Source organism: Bacillus daqingensis, assembly GCF_042654445.1.
GTDB classification, from domain to species: Bacteria; Bacillota; Bacilli; order Bacillales; family Salisediminibacteriaceae; genus Alkalicoccus; species Alkalicoccus luteus.
The window spans coordinates 93,223-109,119 of sequence record NZ_JBHSGK010000020.1 but is presented as its reverse complement, the minus strand read 5'-3'; the positions used below and the strand labels follow the sequence as shown (position 1 = coordinate 109,119).

General features: G+C 51.1%; 16 protein-coding genes. 8 read left to right on the top strand and 8 right to left on the bottom strand.

The genetic code is table 11. From position 1 onward, the window contains the following. Nucleotides 1-46 precede the first annotated feature (46 nt). Both ACFO4L_RS15325 and ACFO4L_RS15320 read left to right on the top strand, forming a co-directional pair. Nucleotides 47-700: a vitamin K epoxide reductase family protein gene (locus ACFO4L_RS15325; protein WP_377910541.1), complete on the top strand. Its 654-nt coding sequence runs from the start codon at nucleotides 47-49 to the stop codon at nucleotides 698-700. Nucleotides 701-888: 188 nt separating this feature from the next. Further along, nucleotides 889-1,701, top strand: coding sequence for an AAC(3) family N-acetyltransferase (locus ACFO4L_RS15320; RefSeq protein ID WP_377910539.1), 813 nt, complete (start codon nucleotides 889-891; stop codon nucleotides 1,699-1,701). Nucleotides 1,702-2,193: 492 nt separating this feature from the next. On the opposite strand, the gene ACFO4L_RS15315 is transcribed toward ACFO4L_RS15320, so the two are convergent. From ACFO4L_RS15315 to ACFO4L_RS15300, 4 genes are read right to left on the bottom strand one after another with little or no spacing between them, the layout of a single operon-like run. Beyond that, complete coding sequence (locus ACFO4L_RS15315) at nucleotides 2,194-3,576, bottom strand: ABC transporter substrate-binding protein (RefSeq protein ID WP_377910538.1); 1,383 nt, start codon at nucleotides 3,574-3,576, stop codon at nucleotides 2,194-2,196. Between the two features lie 28 nt (nucleotides 3,577-3,604). Continuing rightward, nucleotides 3,605-4,408 carry a carbohydrate ABC transporter permease gene (locus ACFO4L_RS15310; RefSeq protein ID WP_377910537.1) on the bottom strand — a complete coding sequence of 268 codons (804 nt, stop codon included), beginning with the start codon at nucleotides 4,406-4,408 and terminating at the stop codon, nucleotides 3,605-3,607. Then, entirely contained in the window at nucleotides 4,408-5,340 is a 933-nt protein-coding gene (locus tag ACFO4L_RS15305; protein ID WP_377910573.1) for a carbohydrate ABC transporter permease, read from the bottom strand. Before ACFO4L_RS15305 ends, ACFO4L_RS15310 begins: the two co-directional genes overlap by 1 nt. A gap of 26 nt (nucleotides 5,341-5,366) precedes the next feature. Further along, the gene (locus ACFO4L_RS15300; RefSeq protein ID WP_377910536.1) at nucleotides 5,367-6,482 is read right to left on the bottom strand and encodes an ABC transporter ATP-binding protein; all 1,116 of its coding nucleotides are present in this window, start codon (nucleotides 6,480-6,482) and stop codon (nucleotides 5,367-5,369) included. Between the two features lie 150 nt (nucleotides 6,483-6,632). Here ACFO4L_RS15300 and ACFO4L_RS15295 point away from each other — a divergent pair, with 150 nt between their 5' ends. Continuing rightward, complete coding sequence (locus ACFO4L_RS15295; RefSeq protein WP_377910535.1) at nucleotides 6,633-7,103, top strand: GNAT family N-acetyltransferase; 471 nt, start codon at nucleotides 6,633-6,635, stop codon at nucleotides 7,101-7,103. Here ACFO4L_RS15295 and ACFO4L_RS15290 read toward each other — a convergent pair. Next, nucleotides 7,096-7,797 carry a class I SAM-dependent methyltransferase gene (locus tag ACFO4L_RS15290; protein ID WP_377910534.1) on the bottom strand — a complete coding sequence of 234 codons (702 nt, stop codon included), beginning with the start codon at nucleotides 7,795-7,797 and terminating at the stop codon, nucleotides 7,096-7,098. The genes ACFO4L_RS15295 and ACFO4L_RS15290 overlap by 8 nt on opposite strands. Before the next feature lie 81 nt (nucleotides 7,798-7,878). Between ACFO4L_RS15290 and ACFO4L_RS15285 the strand changes: the two genes are divergently transcribed. Then, nucleotides 7,879-8,430 (top strand): GrpB family protein, encoded by a 552-nt coding sequence (locus ACFO4L_RS15285; RefSeq protein WP_377910533.1) that lies wholly within the window; start codon nucleotides 7,879-7,881, stop codon nucleotides 8,428-8,430. A 9-nt stretch (nucleotides 8,431-8,439) separates the two neighbouring features. Further along, complete coding sequence (locus ACFO4L_RS15280; protein WP_377910572.1) at nucleotides 8,440-8,838, top strand: cytidine deaminase; 399 nt, start codon at nucleotides 8,440-8,442, stop codon at nucleotides 8,836-8,838. Nucleotides 8,839-8,841: 3 nt separating this feature from the next. On the opposite strand, the gene ACFO4L_RS15275 is transcribed toward ACFO4L_RS15280, so the two are convergent. After that, entirely contained in the window at nucleotides 8,842-9,276 is a 435-nt protein-coding gene (locus ACFO4L_RS15275; protein ID WP_377910532.1) for a small multi-drug export protein, read from the bottom strand. A gap of 79 nt (nucleotides 9,277-9,355) precedes the next feature. On the opposite strand from ACFO4L_RS15275, the gene ACFO4L_RS15270 reads away from it, so the two are divergent. Genes ACFO4L_RS15270 through ACFO4L_RS15260 form a run of 3 tightly spaced genes read left to right on the top strand, consistent with a single transcriptional unit; the run spans nucleotide 9,356 to nucleotide 11,210 of the window. Continuing rightward, entirely contained in the window at nucleotides 9,356-9,943 is a 588-nt protein-coding gene (locus tag ACFO4L_RS15270; protein ID WP_377910531.1) for a TetR/AcrR family transcriptional regulator, read from the top strand. Further along, entirely contained in the window at nucleotides 9,940-10,512 is a 573-nt protein-coding gene (locus tag ACFO4L_RS15265) for a GNAT family N-acetyltransferase (protein ID WP_377910530.1), read from the top strand. The genes ACFO4L_RS15270 and ACFO4L_RS15265 overlap by 4 nt, the downstream gene beginning before the upstream one ends. A 38-nt stretch (nucleotides 10,513-10,550) precedes the next feature. Then, nucleotides 10,551-11,210, top strand: coding sequence for a hypothetical protein (locus tag ACFO4L_RS15260; RefSeq protein WP_377910529.1), 660 nt, complete (start codon nucleotides 10,551-10,553; stop codon nucleotides 11,208-11,210). A gap of 447 nt (nucleotides 11,211-11,657) precedes the next feature. Here ACFO4L_RS15260 and ACFO4L_RS15255 read toward each other — a convergent pair whose 3' ends face one another. Beyond that, on the bottom strand, nucleotides 11,658-13,442 hold the full coding sequence (locus tag ACFO4L_RS15255) for a bifunctional metallophosphatase/5'-nucleotidase (protein WP_377910528.1): 1,785 nt from the start codon (nucleotides 13,440-13,442) through the stop codon (nucleotides 11,658-11,660). A 557-nt stretch (nucleotides 13,443-13,999) separates the two neighbouring features. Beyond that, nucleotides 14,000-15,784 (bottom strand): bifunctional metallophosphatase/5'-nucleotidase, encoded by a 1,785-nt coding sequence (locus ACFO4L_RS15250; protein ID WP_377910527.1) that lies wholly within the window; start codon nucleotides 15,782-15,784, stop codon nucleotides 14,000-14,002. Between the last annotated feature and the right edge of the window lie 113 nt (nucleotides 15,785-15,897).

Here is a 15,897-nt window from a genome sequence, read left to right as displayed (position 1 = left end):
ATCTAACAGATACCCCATTGGGTATATAACAAGGAGGAATGAAACGATGAGTGAAATGGTACAAGAGCAAATGTGGATGAATGAGAAAAACAGCGACAGCGCTTCCGCTGATACAGGATACGCGTATGGAAAAGCGGTGCCGAAGCTGTTCGCACTATTTACAGCAGTCGCCGCTATCGGCTGGGCTGTCAGTGTTTTTCTGACGGGTATTCATTTCTGGGTGCTGCCGCTGCCGGCAGGGTTTGATGTGACGGGAACACCGTGGGCGGTCATGACGAGTGAATGGGCTTATGTGATGGGCATTCCGCTTGCAATGCTTGGAGCTTTCTATTATTTGACGGTGCTTTTGTTTGCTGGTCTCTGGTATCATACGAAGCATCCGCTCGTTCTGAAGGTGCTTACCCCGATTACGATTGCAGGCGTATTTTCATCCGCTTTCTTCGTTTACCTGCAGCTGTTCGTGATCGAAGCGATCTGCCCGTTCTGCATGGTTTCTGCTGCTGCAACGACGATCCTGCTGGGACTTGAACTGCTGATGCTGAAAATGAGCAAGCTCCCTTCCGTAAGCGCGATGTTTAAAGACATAAAGCTTGTATTCCATCGTCAGACACTGACGTGGATGCTGATCATGTTTGTTAGCTCGTCCGTCGTCATTCTAAGCTTCTGGCTCGCAACGGTTGTACCTGCGCCAGGAACGTAAGTATGGAAAAGCCCTCAGCGATGGCTGAGGGCCTTTGCTCATTTATTGAAATAAGTCATTTTTAGGGTCAGGAGTACTGTTGGAGGTTGACGATTTTTTTTAAAATCAAGTGATAATTTAAAAAGGAAATATTTTCTTTGAAAACGCTCTGTGCTATTGTGAGTAGTGAACAGAGAAGGGGTCAGCATATGTCATTGGAAAACATCGTGAACAAGTCAAACGAATTGCAAACCGTACATACGATAAAGAGAGATTTAAGCGTGATCGGAATTGAATCAGGGAGCACAGTTCTGGTGCATAGTTCATTATCCAGCATCGGCTGGGTAAACGGAGGAACACAGGCCGTGATTCAGGCGCTGATGGAAACGATAACGGATGCTGGTACCATCGTCATGCCGAGCCAGTCCGGGGACTGGAGTGATCCTGCTGACTGGAGCAACCCGGCCGTTCCCGAGCAGTGGTGGGACGAGATCCGCACGACGATGCCAGCGTACGATCCAGCGGTGACACCGACAAGAGGGATGGGGAAGATCCCAGAGCTGTTCCGGACGCTGCCGGACGTGAAGCGGAGCGCTCATCCGGCTGTATCATTTGCTGCATGGGGAAAGGATGCTGAAAAGCTGACGGCAGGCCATCAGCTTAGTTGGAGCCTTGGGGAGGCCTCTCCGCTTGGAAAGCTTTACCGAACAGATGCCGACGTACTGCTGATTGGGGCGGGCTACGATTCCTGCACGGCGTTTCATCTCGGCGAATACCGGGCGCCGGGCGGAAAGCGAATCCGGGCAGGCGCGTCGATTCAAACCGATGCGGGTTCACAATGGGTCACATATGAGGATATCGAGGTGGACAACGAGGAGTTTGAACAGGTAGGGAAGAAGCTTGAAGCAGAAAAGCAGGTGCATACCGGTAATATTGGTCTCGCACCGGTGAAGCGCTTTTCCGTTCAGGACGCCGTGGATGTATCCGAAGCCTATTTTTCAGAAATGCGAAGCCAACCATAAACCAATCGCTTCTGAGATGCTTTCCACACCACACGTGATGACGAAATAAGAGCGCTGTGAGCTGTAAGCATTTAATGCTGAGAGTCCGTCTGCGGAAATCAGAAAAGTTGAACGTTTGAACGGGAAAGTTGATCATTTGGTCAGACAGGATGAACGTTTCTTCGTTATAGCAGTCCTAAGTTGATGCTCGTGAACAGTTGCCGGCGAATGTTAATGCTTTTGCGGCGAAAGTTGAACATCTCATGAGTCAGGTTAATGATTTGCCGGTAAAAGTTGAATACTTTCACAAGCGCTGGATTTTGAAGAATGTGGTCTGTTCACAATAGATGTCATATACCAGATAGCCGTCTGCTGAATCGCCTCTACAGCAAAAAAATCCAGCCGGAAACATCCGGCTGGATTGAAAATCACGTTGGAGAGAAAAGTCGTATGGTGACGAATCGAGTTTTCAGCTCTTTTTTGCAATGCATTGAAACCATGGAAGGCTGACGTTTATTCAGCTGCTCTGCCGGACACTTCGATCGCCCGGTTTGAGCCCTCGACTGCCTGCTGCAGTGCTTCCTCCGGAGAGGTTCCTTGATAAAGCGCCTCCAGCGACGTGACGACCTGTTCACGTGACTCAGGGAATACCGTAATCAGGGCGCCCTGCGTAGCCGTTGATGGAACGGTTTCCTGAAGCTGGTCGATCGGAACGGTCAGCTGCGGGAACTGCTTGTGCTCTTCTGCAACAATTTCCTCATCGTAGGCGTCCGGATGAGTAGAGAAGTAGCCGGTGTTGACGTGCCATTCAGCCTGTACGTCAGGCTCATTGAACCACTTCATGAATTCCCATGCACCGCGCTGTTCCTCTTCGCTGATGCCGCTGCCCATCCAGACCGAAGCACCGCCTACGACCACACCGTTCGGATCGATGTCATCGGCGTGGGGCACAAAGGAGAGATCAACGTCAAACGGTGCGTCTTCCACCGCTTGTTTCGTTCCGGCAGAGGAGTCCATGTACATGGCAACGTCCCCGTTTTGGAACGCAGCCCGCAGGTCATCCCAGTCGCGTCCGAAGTACTCGAATGTGCCTGCTTCGTTCATGCTGTCCAGCCATTCGTACACCTTCAACCCTTCCTCACCGCCGAAGGTCACTTCCGTCGCATCACCGCTGCGACCGTTATCCATGTCTACATACTCCTGGCCCTGAGTCGCAATAAGCTGCTCAAAAAACCAGCCGTGACCGAGCATCGAGAATCCGTACGTATCGTCATCGGTCAGTGCTTCCGCAGCTTCTGCAATTTCAGAGAAGGTGCGCGGCGGGTTGTTCGGGTCAAGTCCGGCTTCTTCAAATTTATCGACGTTAAAATAGAGGGCCGGCGTGGAGGAGTTAAACGGCATCGAGTACAGCTGGTCATCCACCGTATAGTAACTGAGAATGTTTTCTTCCAGCTGATCGACGTCATAGCCCTCTGCGTCGATCCATTCCTGAACCGGGGTGATGTAGTCGCTTTCGATCATATACTTTGTGCCGACTTCAAACATCTGAACGAGAGCCGGAGCCGTTTCCGTGCCGCCTACGGTACGAAACTGTGTGAGCAGCTCCTCATACGAGCCTTGATATTCCGGCTGAATATAATAATCATCCTGGGAGGCGTTGAAATCATCGACGAGAGCCTCCAGCGTATCGCCGAGTCCTCCTCCCATGCCGTGCCAGAACTCAATTTCAACCGTGTCATCCGAAGCTTCTTCGCTTGTATCATCCGCTTCTTCTGTATTTTCCGGCTCGTTTGCCTCGGCAGCCCCGCCATTTTCTTCACTGTTGTTCTCCGCATTATTGCCGCAGGCGGCTAAAAACAAGAGCGGTGCGCTCCATAGCATGATTGATTTTTTCATCGTAAAAACTCCCTTTCCCTGAGTCATTTTATTTGATGGCACCCTTCGTCAGTCCTTTCTGCAGCTGTTTTTGGCCTGCTGCAAGCAGAATGAGCGTCGGAATGATCACAAGCACAACGCCTGCCATAACGAGCCCCCAGTTGGTGGCGACTTCATCAGCCTGTAATCGGCGCAGGCCGATCTGAACGGTACGGACCGTGTCATTTGTTGTAACGAGCAGCGGCCAGAGATACATGTTCCACGTCGTTAAAAAGCCGAAAATACCGAGTGTGACAAAGCTTGTTTTCGCGTAGGGAACGACAACTTTATAAAAGAACTGAAAGTGGGATAACCCTTCTACCTGTGCCGCTTCATATAGTTCGTGCGGCACGGTTTTAAAATGCTGGCGCAGCAGAAACGTTCCAAAGGCGAGAGCGAAAAACGGCACGGTGAGTGCTAAATAGTTGTTCATCCAGCCGAGCGACTGAATCGTCAGAAAGTTTGGGATCATCGTCGCTTCCCAGGGAATCAGCAGCGTCGAAATAAAGAGCAGAAACACGGCCTGTCTCCCTTTAAATGGAACAAAGGCAAAGATAAACGCTGCGAGGGCACTGACGAGCAGCATGCCGAGCGTAGCCGTTGAGGCAACGATGAAGCTGTTCATTAAGTAGTGGAGAATCGGTACGGATTCCAGCACACCGCGGTAGTTATCAAGCGTTGGCGCTGAAGGAATCACCTGCCGGTTTAAAATATCCTCACTCGTCATGAAGCTCACGGAAAACGCATAGAGAATCGGAAAAAACATCACCAGCGCCGCAAGGCTTAAGAGCGTATACAGAATCGTTTTGCGCATCACTGATAGTGCACCTTCCTTTCGCCAAACTTGAACTGAAGCAGCGTCAAGACAAGTACAGCAGCAAACAGGACGATCGCCATCGCACTGGCCGGGCCAAACTGATAGTAAATAAACGCTTCGCGGTAAATCGAATAAATAATCAGGTTTGTCGCTTCAGCTGGACCGCCTCCGGTCAGAATATCGACCTGACCGAACGATTGAAATGCATTAATAAACGAAATGGTAATAATGAAGAACAGCGTCGGTGAGAGCATCGGTACGGTAATCCGCCTGAGCTGATAAAAGTAGCCGGCGCCATCGATCCGGGCACTCTCATACAAATGTTCATCTATATTTTGCAGCCCGCCGAGCAGGATCAGAAACGAAAATCCGGTGTTCATCCAGATCGTGGTGATCGCGATGGAAACGAGTGCCATCGTCGAATCCTGGAGCCAGGAAACCGCTGGCAGATTCAGGCCAAGCAGCATAGCGTTCAAAATACCTGCAGTCGGATGAAACATAAACAGCCAGATGACAGCAGAGGCTGCGACGCTCATCCCGAGCGTTGAGGCGAATATCGTCCGGAAAAAGCCGATGCCGCGCAGTTTCTCATTTGCAATCAGCGCCAGAAACAGGGCGAGCACGACGCCTGCAGGCACAGTCATCGCAACAAACAGGAGGGTGACAATGACGCTGCGCCGAAAGGAAGCCGATTCCCACAAGTAGGCATAGTTTTCGAGACCGACAAATAACGCGGGGGACCCTTGTGCATCCGTAAAGAAAAAGCTTAAGTACAAGGAATAGATCATCGGATAAAACATGAAGACGCCGAACAAGACGAGCGAAGGCAGCAGATACAGCAGAGCAAGCCGGTAGTTTCGCGATTTCTGCCAAACGGACTTAGCTGACGGAACGCGGTATCGTTCAACTGCCTCCTGGACCGATTCCACCCGGTGAGGGAGTTCTTCTGCCTGCTTCACAGCGACGCCTCCTCCTGCATTTGCGCTCTCACCTGTCCTGGCATCGCAGTGCCCGTTTCAGCATGAAAGACGTGCAGATCGGCGCTGTTTAAGTAAACGGTCGCCTCGCTCTCCTGCTTAAAGTCCCACTGGCCGGGCAGCTTCGCCTTCCACCGGTCAGGTCCGGCACTCATCGTGAGCAGTGTCTCATTGCCGAGTATTTCCACCGTCCGTATTACAACAGAGAGCGCCCAGTCTGTTGAGGCGGAAGGTTCAAGATGCAAATGCTCCGGCCGGATACCGAGACGCACCTTCCCGGGCCGGTTCCATGCTTTATCCGGAAATAAGCCGCGGGTGCCGTGCACGTGGAGCTCTCCGGCGCCGTCTATAACCGCTTCAGTGAGGTTCATGGGCGGCGCTCCGATAAAGCCGGCGACGAACTCGTTAGCGGGACGGTTGTATAAGTCAAGCGGACGCCCGATCTGCTGAACTTCACCGTCCTTTAGTACCATCATGCGGTCGCCCATCGTCATCGCTTCCACCTGATCGTGGGTGACATAGATCATTGTAATGCCGAGCTTTTGCTGCAGCTGGCGGATCTCCGTCCTCATCTGTGCCCGCAGCTTCGCATCCAGATTCGAAAGCGGCTCATCCATTAAGCAGACCGGCATTTCACTGACAACCGCGCGAGCGAGCGCAACACGCTGACGCTGTCCGCCGGAAAGCTCGCGCGGCTTCCGCTTCAGATAATCCGTCATGCCGAGCATGTCGCAGGCTTCAAGGCAGCGCTTCTTCCGCTCCTGTTTCGAGATGTTACGCACCTTCAGTCCGAATAAAATATTTTCCTCAACCGATAAATGCGGATAAAGTGCATAATTTTGAAATACCATCGACAGTCGCCGTTTGCTTGGAGCCGTGTCATTCGCAGGCTCTCCGTGCATAACAATTTCTCCTGCAGTAAGCTCTTCAAGACCTGCAATCATGCGCAGCATCGTACTTTTCCCGCAGCCGGAGGGACCGACGAGCACGAAAAATTCACCAGGTTCAATTGTCACGTCTGCATCGCGAACGGCGAACGTCTCGCCGTTGTAGCTTTTTGTTACGTGCTTGAGCTGCACGCTTCCTTCTGCCATCACACATCCTCCTTCTTTCCTGATTCCTGTTCCATCGTACCGGCCGGATGTTAACGTCATATGAAGCACATGTTAGGAAGGTGTAAAAAAATGTAAACGTTTCTTGAAGATCATGAAGCGGTTTATACTGAAGAAAAAGGAGGAGATAGCTTGAGTGTCTTAATAGAAGAAATGAAGGGGCCGCTCGCGATTAAACAGGCGGCCGAGGAAGTACTGCGAGATTTGCCGGAGTGGTTCGGAATCGAGGAGGCGCTGCAAGCTTACGTTCAGCGGTCTGCGGAGCTGAAAAGCCTGAGAGCTGTCCGCGGCAGCGAAACGCTCGGCTTTATCAGCATCGAAAGCCATAATCCGCAGTCAGCGGAAATATATGTAATGGGCGTAAAGAAAAGCAGCCACCGTCTCGGGATCGGACGGAAGCTGCTTGAGACGGTGGAGACAAAACTTACGAAAGAAGGGTACCGGATGCTGCTTGTTAAAACGCTGTCAGCCGCTCACCCGGACCCGGGCTACAAGCAGAGCAGAGCGTTTTATACGGCGAACGGTTTTATCGCGCTGCATGAATTTCCTGAGCTCTGGGGAAAGGAGAATCCGTGCCTGTTGATGGGGAAACCGCTCAGCTGAACGGTTTTTGTACGACATATGTTAATGCCTGCGACTGAAAACCGTCGTCATTCATGTCGTCAGGGTCGGTGGAAAAAGAAAGTGTTTTCACTTTTTCGTGCAGCTTTTCCCAGTCGGAATAGCTGTTATTCAGCAGCTCCAGGGCTTCATTCGTGCTCATGTTTACCTCCACCGACAGATCCTCTTCGCCATCGACTTGTTCATCCTGGGTGCGTGTATTCATAATAAAGCAGTGAATGCCGCCCGGCTTCGTGCCAAGCTGCAGCTGATCAAGAAGCCGGCGCAGCTCCTCTTTTGACTTCACGTGCTCAATACTGGAGACACCAATGATATAATCATACGTACCGGCTTCAATCGGAAATGCTTCAATCTCAGACTGAACGGCCTGGATCCGCTCTGCAACGTCATACTTCTTTGCATAGTGCTTCAGCTCGGAAATGGCCCGCTCTAAAAAGTCGACGGCTGTTACTGACCCGTTTTCCGCCATTTGCGCGAGCGGAATACTGTTGCGTCCTACACCGGAACCAAGGTCGAGGATTCTTGCCGTGGGAGGTGCGGGAAGCTTATGAAAGTAAGTTTCCACGACGCCGGCGGGCTTAGCGAGCCACGAGCCCTCTTCAAACAGCGGCGTTTTTTTATACAAATCATCGTGGTAGTCAATCTCTTTTTGACGAATGCGGTCAATGCGGTCCATAGGCGTACTCCTTTCGATGATCGTCTGTAAGACCCTTTAGCCCTGAAGCAGGTAAACTAAACGTAGAAAGGATGATTGCCAGTGCGTACGGATAAAGAAATGAATGAGATAACCGTCGGCGAACGAAAGCCGCATAACGCCCAGGTTTTTCTGCAGGAGTATACGCCGGAGTGGCGCAGGCTTTACGAGCAGGAAGCGGCATGGATCAACAGAGCGCTGGCGGACCGGGTGAAGCTGCTGGAACATGTCGGCTCTACATCCGTGGAAGGACTTCCTGCAAAGCCGGTGATTGATATCGTACTCGAGGTGGCAGATGCGGCCGATGAAGAAGCGTATGTGCCTCCGCTTGAGCAGGCAGGATTCCGTCTGCATATAAGAGAACCGGACTGGTATGAGCACCGTCTGTTCAAAAGCAGCCGGACAGACGTCAATCTGCACGTATTTTCGCAGGGGGAAGAGGAGACAAAGCGAATGCTCGCCTTTCGGGACAGGCTTCGCAGCTCGGAAGATGACAGGGAGCGCTATGCGGCGGATAAGCGCCGGCTCGCTGCAAAGAAATGGCGCCACATTCAAGATTACGCTGATGAAAAAACCGCCGTCATCCAATCCATTTTAACAGGGGCGGCGCGATGAGTAAGCTTCATACGAGGCCGCTCGCAGCGGCTGATTGATGCAGCACAACAGGTGATTCAGCAGAATGATGCATATGGACGGCATCACGTCGGGGCAGCGGTACGAACGAGTTCGGGGAGCATCTTTACCGGCATTCACCTGGAAGCGAATGTTGGCCGCATTGCGGTGTGCGCGGAGGCAGTGGCGCTGGGAAAGGCGCTTACAGCCGGAGAGAGGGGGCTGGAGGCAGTCGTTGCCGTAGCTCATCCGCATCCGCATGAAGAAGGCGGATGCTGGGTCGTTGCGCCATGCGGGATGTGCCGGGAATTGATCAGCGACTATGCCGCAGATGCCGAAGCGATTATTCCGTATCAATCTAAAACGGTTGTCTGCAGCATGCTGGACCTGCTGCCGGAAAAATATTCGTAACATTTACTGCACGAAATCAATACCGAAGCGGGTCAGCACGGCGATAATGAATCCAAAGACGGCGATACTGACAGCAGCAGACGTAAATAGGCGGCCTCTATCCATACCGATAACTTTACCGGCAACGCCTACCGCCCAGGCACCGATCACCGGAGTGGCGAGCAGCACCATCGCGAATCCTCCTTTGTTCATACGCCTGGCCGAGCGGGAGGAAGCAAGTCTGGTGAAATACCGATTTATTTTTGGGAAGCGAGTCAGCCAATCGTAAAAATAAGCAATGAACGGAATCACGAGAAAATTACCGAGCCAGGACCAGAAAAGCGCGGAATACATATCCAGTCCCATCGCCATTGCGGCAGGAACCGCAATGTAAATTTCAAACAACGGAAAAAAGCCCATAAACCAGGCTGTAAAAGCAAGCCATATATAGTCAAACATCACGGCACCTCCTAAGGACAGTAGACTACCTACCGTTCGTTAGGTAGATTATAGCACAGCTTTTAAAGGAAGTGAAATGATGAAAACCCGGGAGAAGATTTTGGAAGCGAGCATAGAGCTGTTTACGGCCTCAGGCTATGAGGGAACTAGCCTCGGAGCGATTGCGGATAAGGTTGGAATTAAAAAGCCTTCACTTTATGCCCATTTTAAAAATAAAGAAGCGATCTTTTTAGAGGCGGTCGAAATAGGGGAAGCAGGGTATCATGACTTGTTGAAACGAATGATCAATGAACAGAAGGGTACAGCGGCTCATATTTTGCGCTCACTGCTGGAAGAAGCGGTCGCAGCGTTTGAAGAGGAGCATCTGCTCAGTCAGTTTTATTACCGGTTTCTCTTTTTTCCGCCGTCAGGGCTGGAGGAAAAAATAAGCAGCATTACCACGCAGGGAACCCGCCGGCTGGACGCCCTCCTGGCTGACATTATTGAACGCGGGCAAGAAGAAGGCGAGCTGACGACGGAGCTGACGGTTGAGCAGATTTTACGAAGCTATTTATGCATGCTGGGCGGCACGGATTTTGATATCCGCTACTACCAGCACAGCTCGGTCGACCGGAAAGCGTATCTGGAGATGATCTGGAGCGTGTTCTGGCGCGGAGTAAAAGCATGAGCAGGCTGAAGCTGCGTCCAGTCTCAGAAGAAGACGCTCCCTTGTACCATCGCTGGCGCACGGATTGGGAAGTGATGCAGCATACGAGCATGACCACGGCCGTTCCCACCTACTCGGAGACCGTTCAATTTGTGCAGGAGGTTCTCATCGGGCAAAAAGCAGCGGAAAGCTGGATGCTGGAGCTTTCCACCGGCAGAACGATCGGTATCGCCTCACTCATTCAGATCGACGTTGAGAATCAGTCGGCAGAATGTATTCTTGATATTGGAGAAAAGAATTGCTGGGGACAAGGATTCGGTCAGGAGGCGATGCGGCTGCTGCTTTATCGTGCCTTCGAGGATCTTACCCTGCACCGGGTTCAGCTCCGAGTGTTTGCAGATAACGTCCGTGCTGTCGGTTTATACAACAAAATGGGATTTTTGGAAGAGGGGCGAATGCAGGAAGCGCTGCTGAGAAACGGCAGACGGCATGACATCCTGCTCATGCGGCTGCTCCGGCCTGAATGGGAAAAAATAGCTTTTTTTCAGTCTGAAGCACCAGGAAGTGTTGATTCCTCACCGGAAGACTAGTACCATCAAACTAGTGTTTACATGAGGGGGAGTCAATGATGAAGAAGTGGGTAGCTGCAGGTGCGGCAGTATGTGCAGCCGGCGTAATGGCAGCAGCGGCGGTTTTCGGACTGGATCTGTGGGGAGAGCCGCGGGCGGCAGGACAGGCGCCGGAGCGGCAGGCAGTGGAAAAGCCGGATGGCATGGCGGAAGAGGCGGAAGCAGCTGTACGTGAGCTGGAAGAAGTCTATACCGAGCTTGATCTGTCTTTTTCTGATGCAGATTACAGCGTCGGCATTCGGGACGGCAAACAGGAGGATGCACTCGCCGCTCTGTATGATTTGCACGAAGCGTTTAACAATATCACCGGCTACGGTGCGGTTGAGGTGTTTGCCTATGACGATATTCAGGATAAAGACGCAGGCTACGAAGGTGAATACTACGGAGACATAACTGAAAATATGTATTACATGAGTGAGCATCTACTTGAGCCGTCGCTGTTGCAGCACGACATCGATAAAGGGGCGGAGCTGTTCATTTACGGCGTGCAGCAGGAAAATCAGCGGGCACTCCGCTACGCTCACCGCATCTTTCACGATCTGGACGTTCATTTAAATCACGGCGGTGAAGAATCTGGCGAAGACATCTGGCACGTTACCGAAACCTTCGGGAAAGAGTCTGTCGTGGAGACGATGCACAGTGCTCTAAATGGAAATTGACGAGCAAAAAAGCGCCGGATGGGCGCTTTTTTTATGAAACAAGGAAAATAAGCGGGTGGCCGGTTAAGGATTTAGACGGTAAGGCGCTGAAAACAACACAAGGAGCGGCTGCTGAAAGAAGCGTTTTACGCGCAGGCAGAGGAGACATAACTTTTGAGCTGTCTTAAGAAATGATGGCAGTCGGATGGCTTTCGTCAGCCGTTAGCAAGTCTGGAGGAAAGTTTTCATTCTTACTGCTGAAGTTATCAAACCGAGGTGCAAACATTTCAAGCTCGATGCTCAACTTATCAACCTCAGGCTGAAACTTATTACGGTTATCAACTTTCGTTCTTGATAGCGAAAATCTTATCAAACCGATACCGAAAGTTTTCATTTTCCACGCCCAACTTATCATTTCAACGCACAATAAAAAAAGCCGGCGGGAAAAACCGCCGGCTGCTCCTTCAATTAGTCTGCTTGTTCAATGGAAATGCGGCCTTCGCCGTCTTCGTAGTCAACTGCGCCTTCTGTTTCCATAAGGAAATCAAGGTGCTGGAACATCGCCATGGTCACATAGCCTGCTTCCGGCTGCACGATATCGGCGTTAGAGAAATCATAGCCGTCGCCGCCTTCAGCCATAAAGTTATTTGTAATCAGCGTGTACGTTTCATCTGACTGAACAGGCTCGCCGTCAACGAGGAGTTCAGCTTCAACCACTTCGTCTTCTTCATCCACGTAGAATGTGAACGTCAGACCAGACGTCTGCAGGTCGTTGCCCTCATCGTAAGAGTCCTCAATCAGTCGCTGAAGCTCGTCACCGGAAATTTCAATTTCGCTGAGCTCGTTCTGGAACGGCTCGATCACGTAAATGTCGCCGGCGGTAATGTCGCCCGGTTCAATGCTGGCGCGGATGCCGCCGTTGTTCGTGATCGCTATGTCACCGTCGAGCGCTTCCTTCATTGCATCCGTCCAGAAGTTCCCGAGAGACGTGTCGCGTTCCCAGCGGCCATCGCGGCTGAGACCGGTGTTGGTAACACCGACAACTTCACTGAGGAGTTCTTCTGCCTCTTCATTATACATATCGATCAGATCCTGCACGGATTCGTTCGTTTCTGACAGATCGTTAACATCCTGCAGGTAAAAATCGTTGAAGCTCACGTCGCCGTTATCATACTCCAAATTGAAGTGGCCGACAAAGTTGGCATCAGAACCAGCCTGTACGACCGGCGTGCCGTTTACAACTGCTTCCTCAAACGTTCGCGTATGCGAATGGCCGCCAATGATCACATCAAAGAAATCAACGTTTTCTGCAAGGTGTCTGTCGGCGCTGTGTCCAATGTGGGTGAGTGCGATCAGCACGTCCGTTTCATCTTCCAGATAGGCGTACTGCTCAGCTGTTTCCACGTAATCATGGAAATCGATGCCTTCGATACCGGCAGGACGGGTAGCCGGAGGGTTTTGCGTCAATGCGAAGACGCCAACCTCAACGCCGTCGACCTCGTAAATTTCATACGGCTCCGGCTGCTCGATCGGCACATTCGGATCGACGATTTCTGTGTTCGCACTGAGCCAGTCAAACTCCGATTCATTTACACGATCAGCAAATGCCTGCTGGCCGTAGTCAAATTCATGGTTTCCGATCGCCATCGCATCCAGATCCATTTCATTCAGAATATCAATGATCGGAGCGCCGTCCTGCAGATCAACGACGGCATTGCCACTGAAAATGTCGCCGGCATCTAAGTAAAGATGGTTATCTGCCGCTTCTCCCTGATCGTTAATAAACTGGGAAATCAGCCCAAGATTATCGATCTTGGAGTGGATGTCATTCGTATGGAAAATATCGATAGAGACCGGCTCTGCTGTGTAATCGAAGTCAAGCGTCACATCGTTTACAGAGAGTGTACCGGAAAGGCCATCCAAATCATCATCTGCGTGCTCCACGGTCACCTGAGAGCGGTCGCTTTGCACGACATCAAAGTCGGTCAGCTCCGGCTCAACCACTGTTCCGTCTTCTAGCACGACCTCCACATCAATCATGCGCTCGATATGAATACCTGCTGGATATGTTTTATCAAAGTCAACAGTAAAGCTGGTGCTGTCTTCAGCAGACACTCCTTCAACGGTGCGGTTCGGACCCTGGCCATTGCCATTGTTGGCCAAAGCGGTAACTGATCCGATGGTTCCTGCCAGCATCACGGCACTGATCGCAGCGATCGAAAGCTTTTTAGAACGCTTCATCCCTTTGCTCATTATGTATATTCCTCCCCAAAATGAATTCCAAGCTTTCAGAAAAAAAGCTCAATTTCAGCGTATATATACCGGAAATCGAAGTAAACGTTTTAGGTGGAGAAGAGTATAATAGGCGCGCAGGTTGTCACATTACCGGAAGAATTAGGTGAAAAGGCTGTATCCTTTACCTGAGGCCTATTGTCGACTATTTTAGAAAGATAAGGCATAGCATACTAACACATCCAGTTATAAGAAAAAGTCGCCGTATATATGTGAGAGCTGAACAGAGGACAACGAAAGCAAATCAGTACGGCTCCTATCAGAAACTTTCTCATGGATACGGGGAGGAAAGTTTCCATTTGGACTGCTGAAGTTATTAAGTCGAGGCGCAAACGTTTCAACCTCGACGCTCAACTTATTAACCTCAGGCTGAAACGTATTACGGTTATCAACTTTCGTTCTTGATAGCGAAAATTTTATTAAGCTGGTACCGGAAGTTTTCATGCTCGACCACCAACTTATCATTTCAACGCACATATAAAAAACCGGCGGGGAGATCCCGCCGGCTGCTCATACAATTAGTCTGCTTGTTCAATGGAAATGCGGCCTTCGCCGTCTTCGTAGTCAACTGCGCCTTCTGTGTCCATGAGGAAATCCAGGTGCTGGAACATCGCCATCGTCACATAGCCTGCTTCCGGCTGGATGATGTCCGCGTTGGAGAAATCGTAGCCGCTGCCGCCTTCTGCCATAAAGTTATTTGTAGCAAGGGTGTATGTCTCATCCGGATCGATCGGTTCGCCGTCTACGTAAAGATCCGCATCGACGACTTCGTCCTCATCGTTCACATACAGCGTGTACGTGAGACCGGATGTCTGCAGGTCAATTCCGCCATCTGAGCGAAGCGAACCTTCGATCACATTCTGCATTTCTGCGCCGCTGATCTCGATTTCGCTCAGCTCGTTCGCAAACGGCTCGATCACATAAATATCGCCGGCAGTAATATCGCCCGGCTCAAGGCTGGCACGAATGCCGCCGTTGTTGGTCACCGCTATATCTGCATCAAGTGCTTCCTTCATTGCATCCGTCCAGAAGTTCCCGAGAGAGGTGTCGCGCTCGTAGCGTGCTTCGCGGTAAAGTCCGGTATTCGTCTCGCCGACCACTTCGCTGAGAAGCTCTTCTGCATCCTCATTGTACATGTCGATCAGTTCCTGCACGGATTCATTCGTTTCTGACAGTTCGTCGACGTCCTGCAGGTAAAAATCGTTGAAGCTCACGTCACCATTATCGTATTCCAGATTAAAGTGTCCGACAAAAAGGGAATCGGCACCTGCCTGCACGACCGGCGTATCATTTACTACGACTTCCTCAAACGTCCGTGTATGCGAGTGTCCGCCGATTATCACATCGAAGAAATCAACTTCTTCAGCAAGGGAGATGTCCGCGCTATGCCCGATATGCGTGAGCGCAATCAGTACGTCGGTTTCCTCTTCCAGATAGGCATACTGTTCGGCTGTTTCTACGTAATCATGGAAATCAATACCTTCAATGCCGGAAGGACGGGTGGATGGTGGATTTTGCGTCAATGCGAAGACGCCGACTTCAACGCCGTCGACCTCGTAAATTTCATACGGCTTTGGCTGCTCAATCGGCACATCCGGATCGACGATTTCGGTGTTGGCGCTGAGCCAGTCAAATTCAGATTCCGCAACACGGTCCGCGAACGCCTGCTGGCCGTAATCAAATTCGTGGTTCCCGATCGCCATCGCATCCAGATTCATCTCGTTCAGGATATCAATAATCGGTGCGCCCTCCTGCAAATCAACGACGGCATTTCCGCTGAAAATATCGCCGGCATCTAAGTAAAGGTGGTTATCCGCGGCTTCTCCCTGCTCATTAATAAATTGGGAAATCAGTCCGAGATTGTCAATCTTCGAGTGGATATCATTGGTATGGAAAATATCGATCGTCACCGGCTCGTCGGCGTAGCTGAAATCAAGCGTGACATCGTTTACAGAGAGCGTGCCGTTAAGGCCGTCCAAATCATCTTCTGCGTGCTCCACCGTAACCTGGGATCGGTCACTGCTGGATACGCTGTAATCTGTTAATTCAGGCTCGATTACTGTGCCATTCTCCAGCTCTACTTCTACTTCAATCATCCGGTCAATGTTAATGCCGGCAGGATAGGTTTTGTCAAAATCAACCGTGAAGCTGGTGCTGTCTTCAGCAGTCACCCCTTCCACCGTGCGGTTTGGCCCTTGGCCGTTGTCAGCGGCAGAAGCACCTGTGCCGAATGCTGCAGCCAGCAAAGCTGCGCTGATCACCGACAGGGAAAGCTTGGTGGAACGTTTCATCGTTGTTTGCATATACGTACCTCCTCGAATAATCAACATGACGGGTTCAGCGTAAATTACTAAGGGAGGCGAAGTAAATATGGGGAGGCGTTTTCCATTCATACGATGCAGTGATTTTTTCTTCA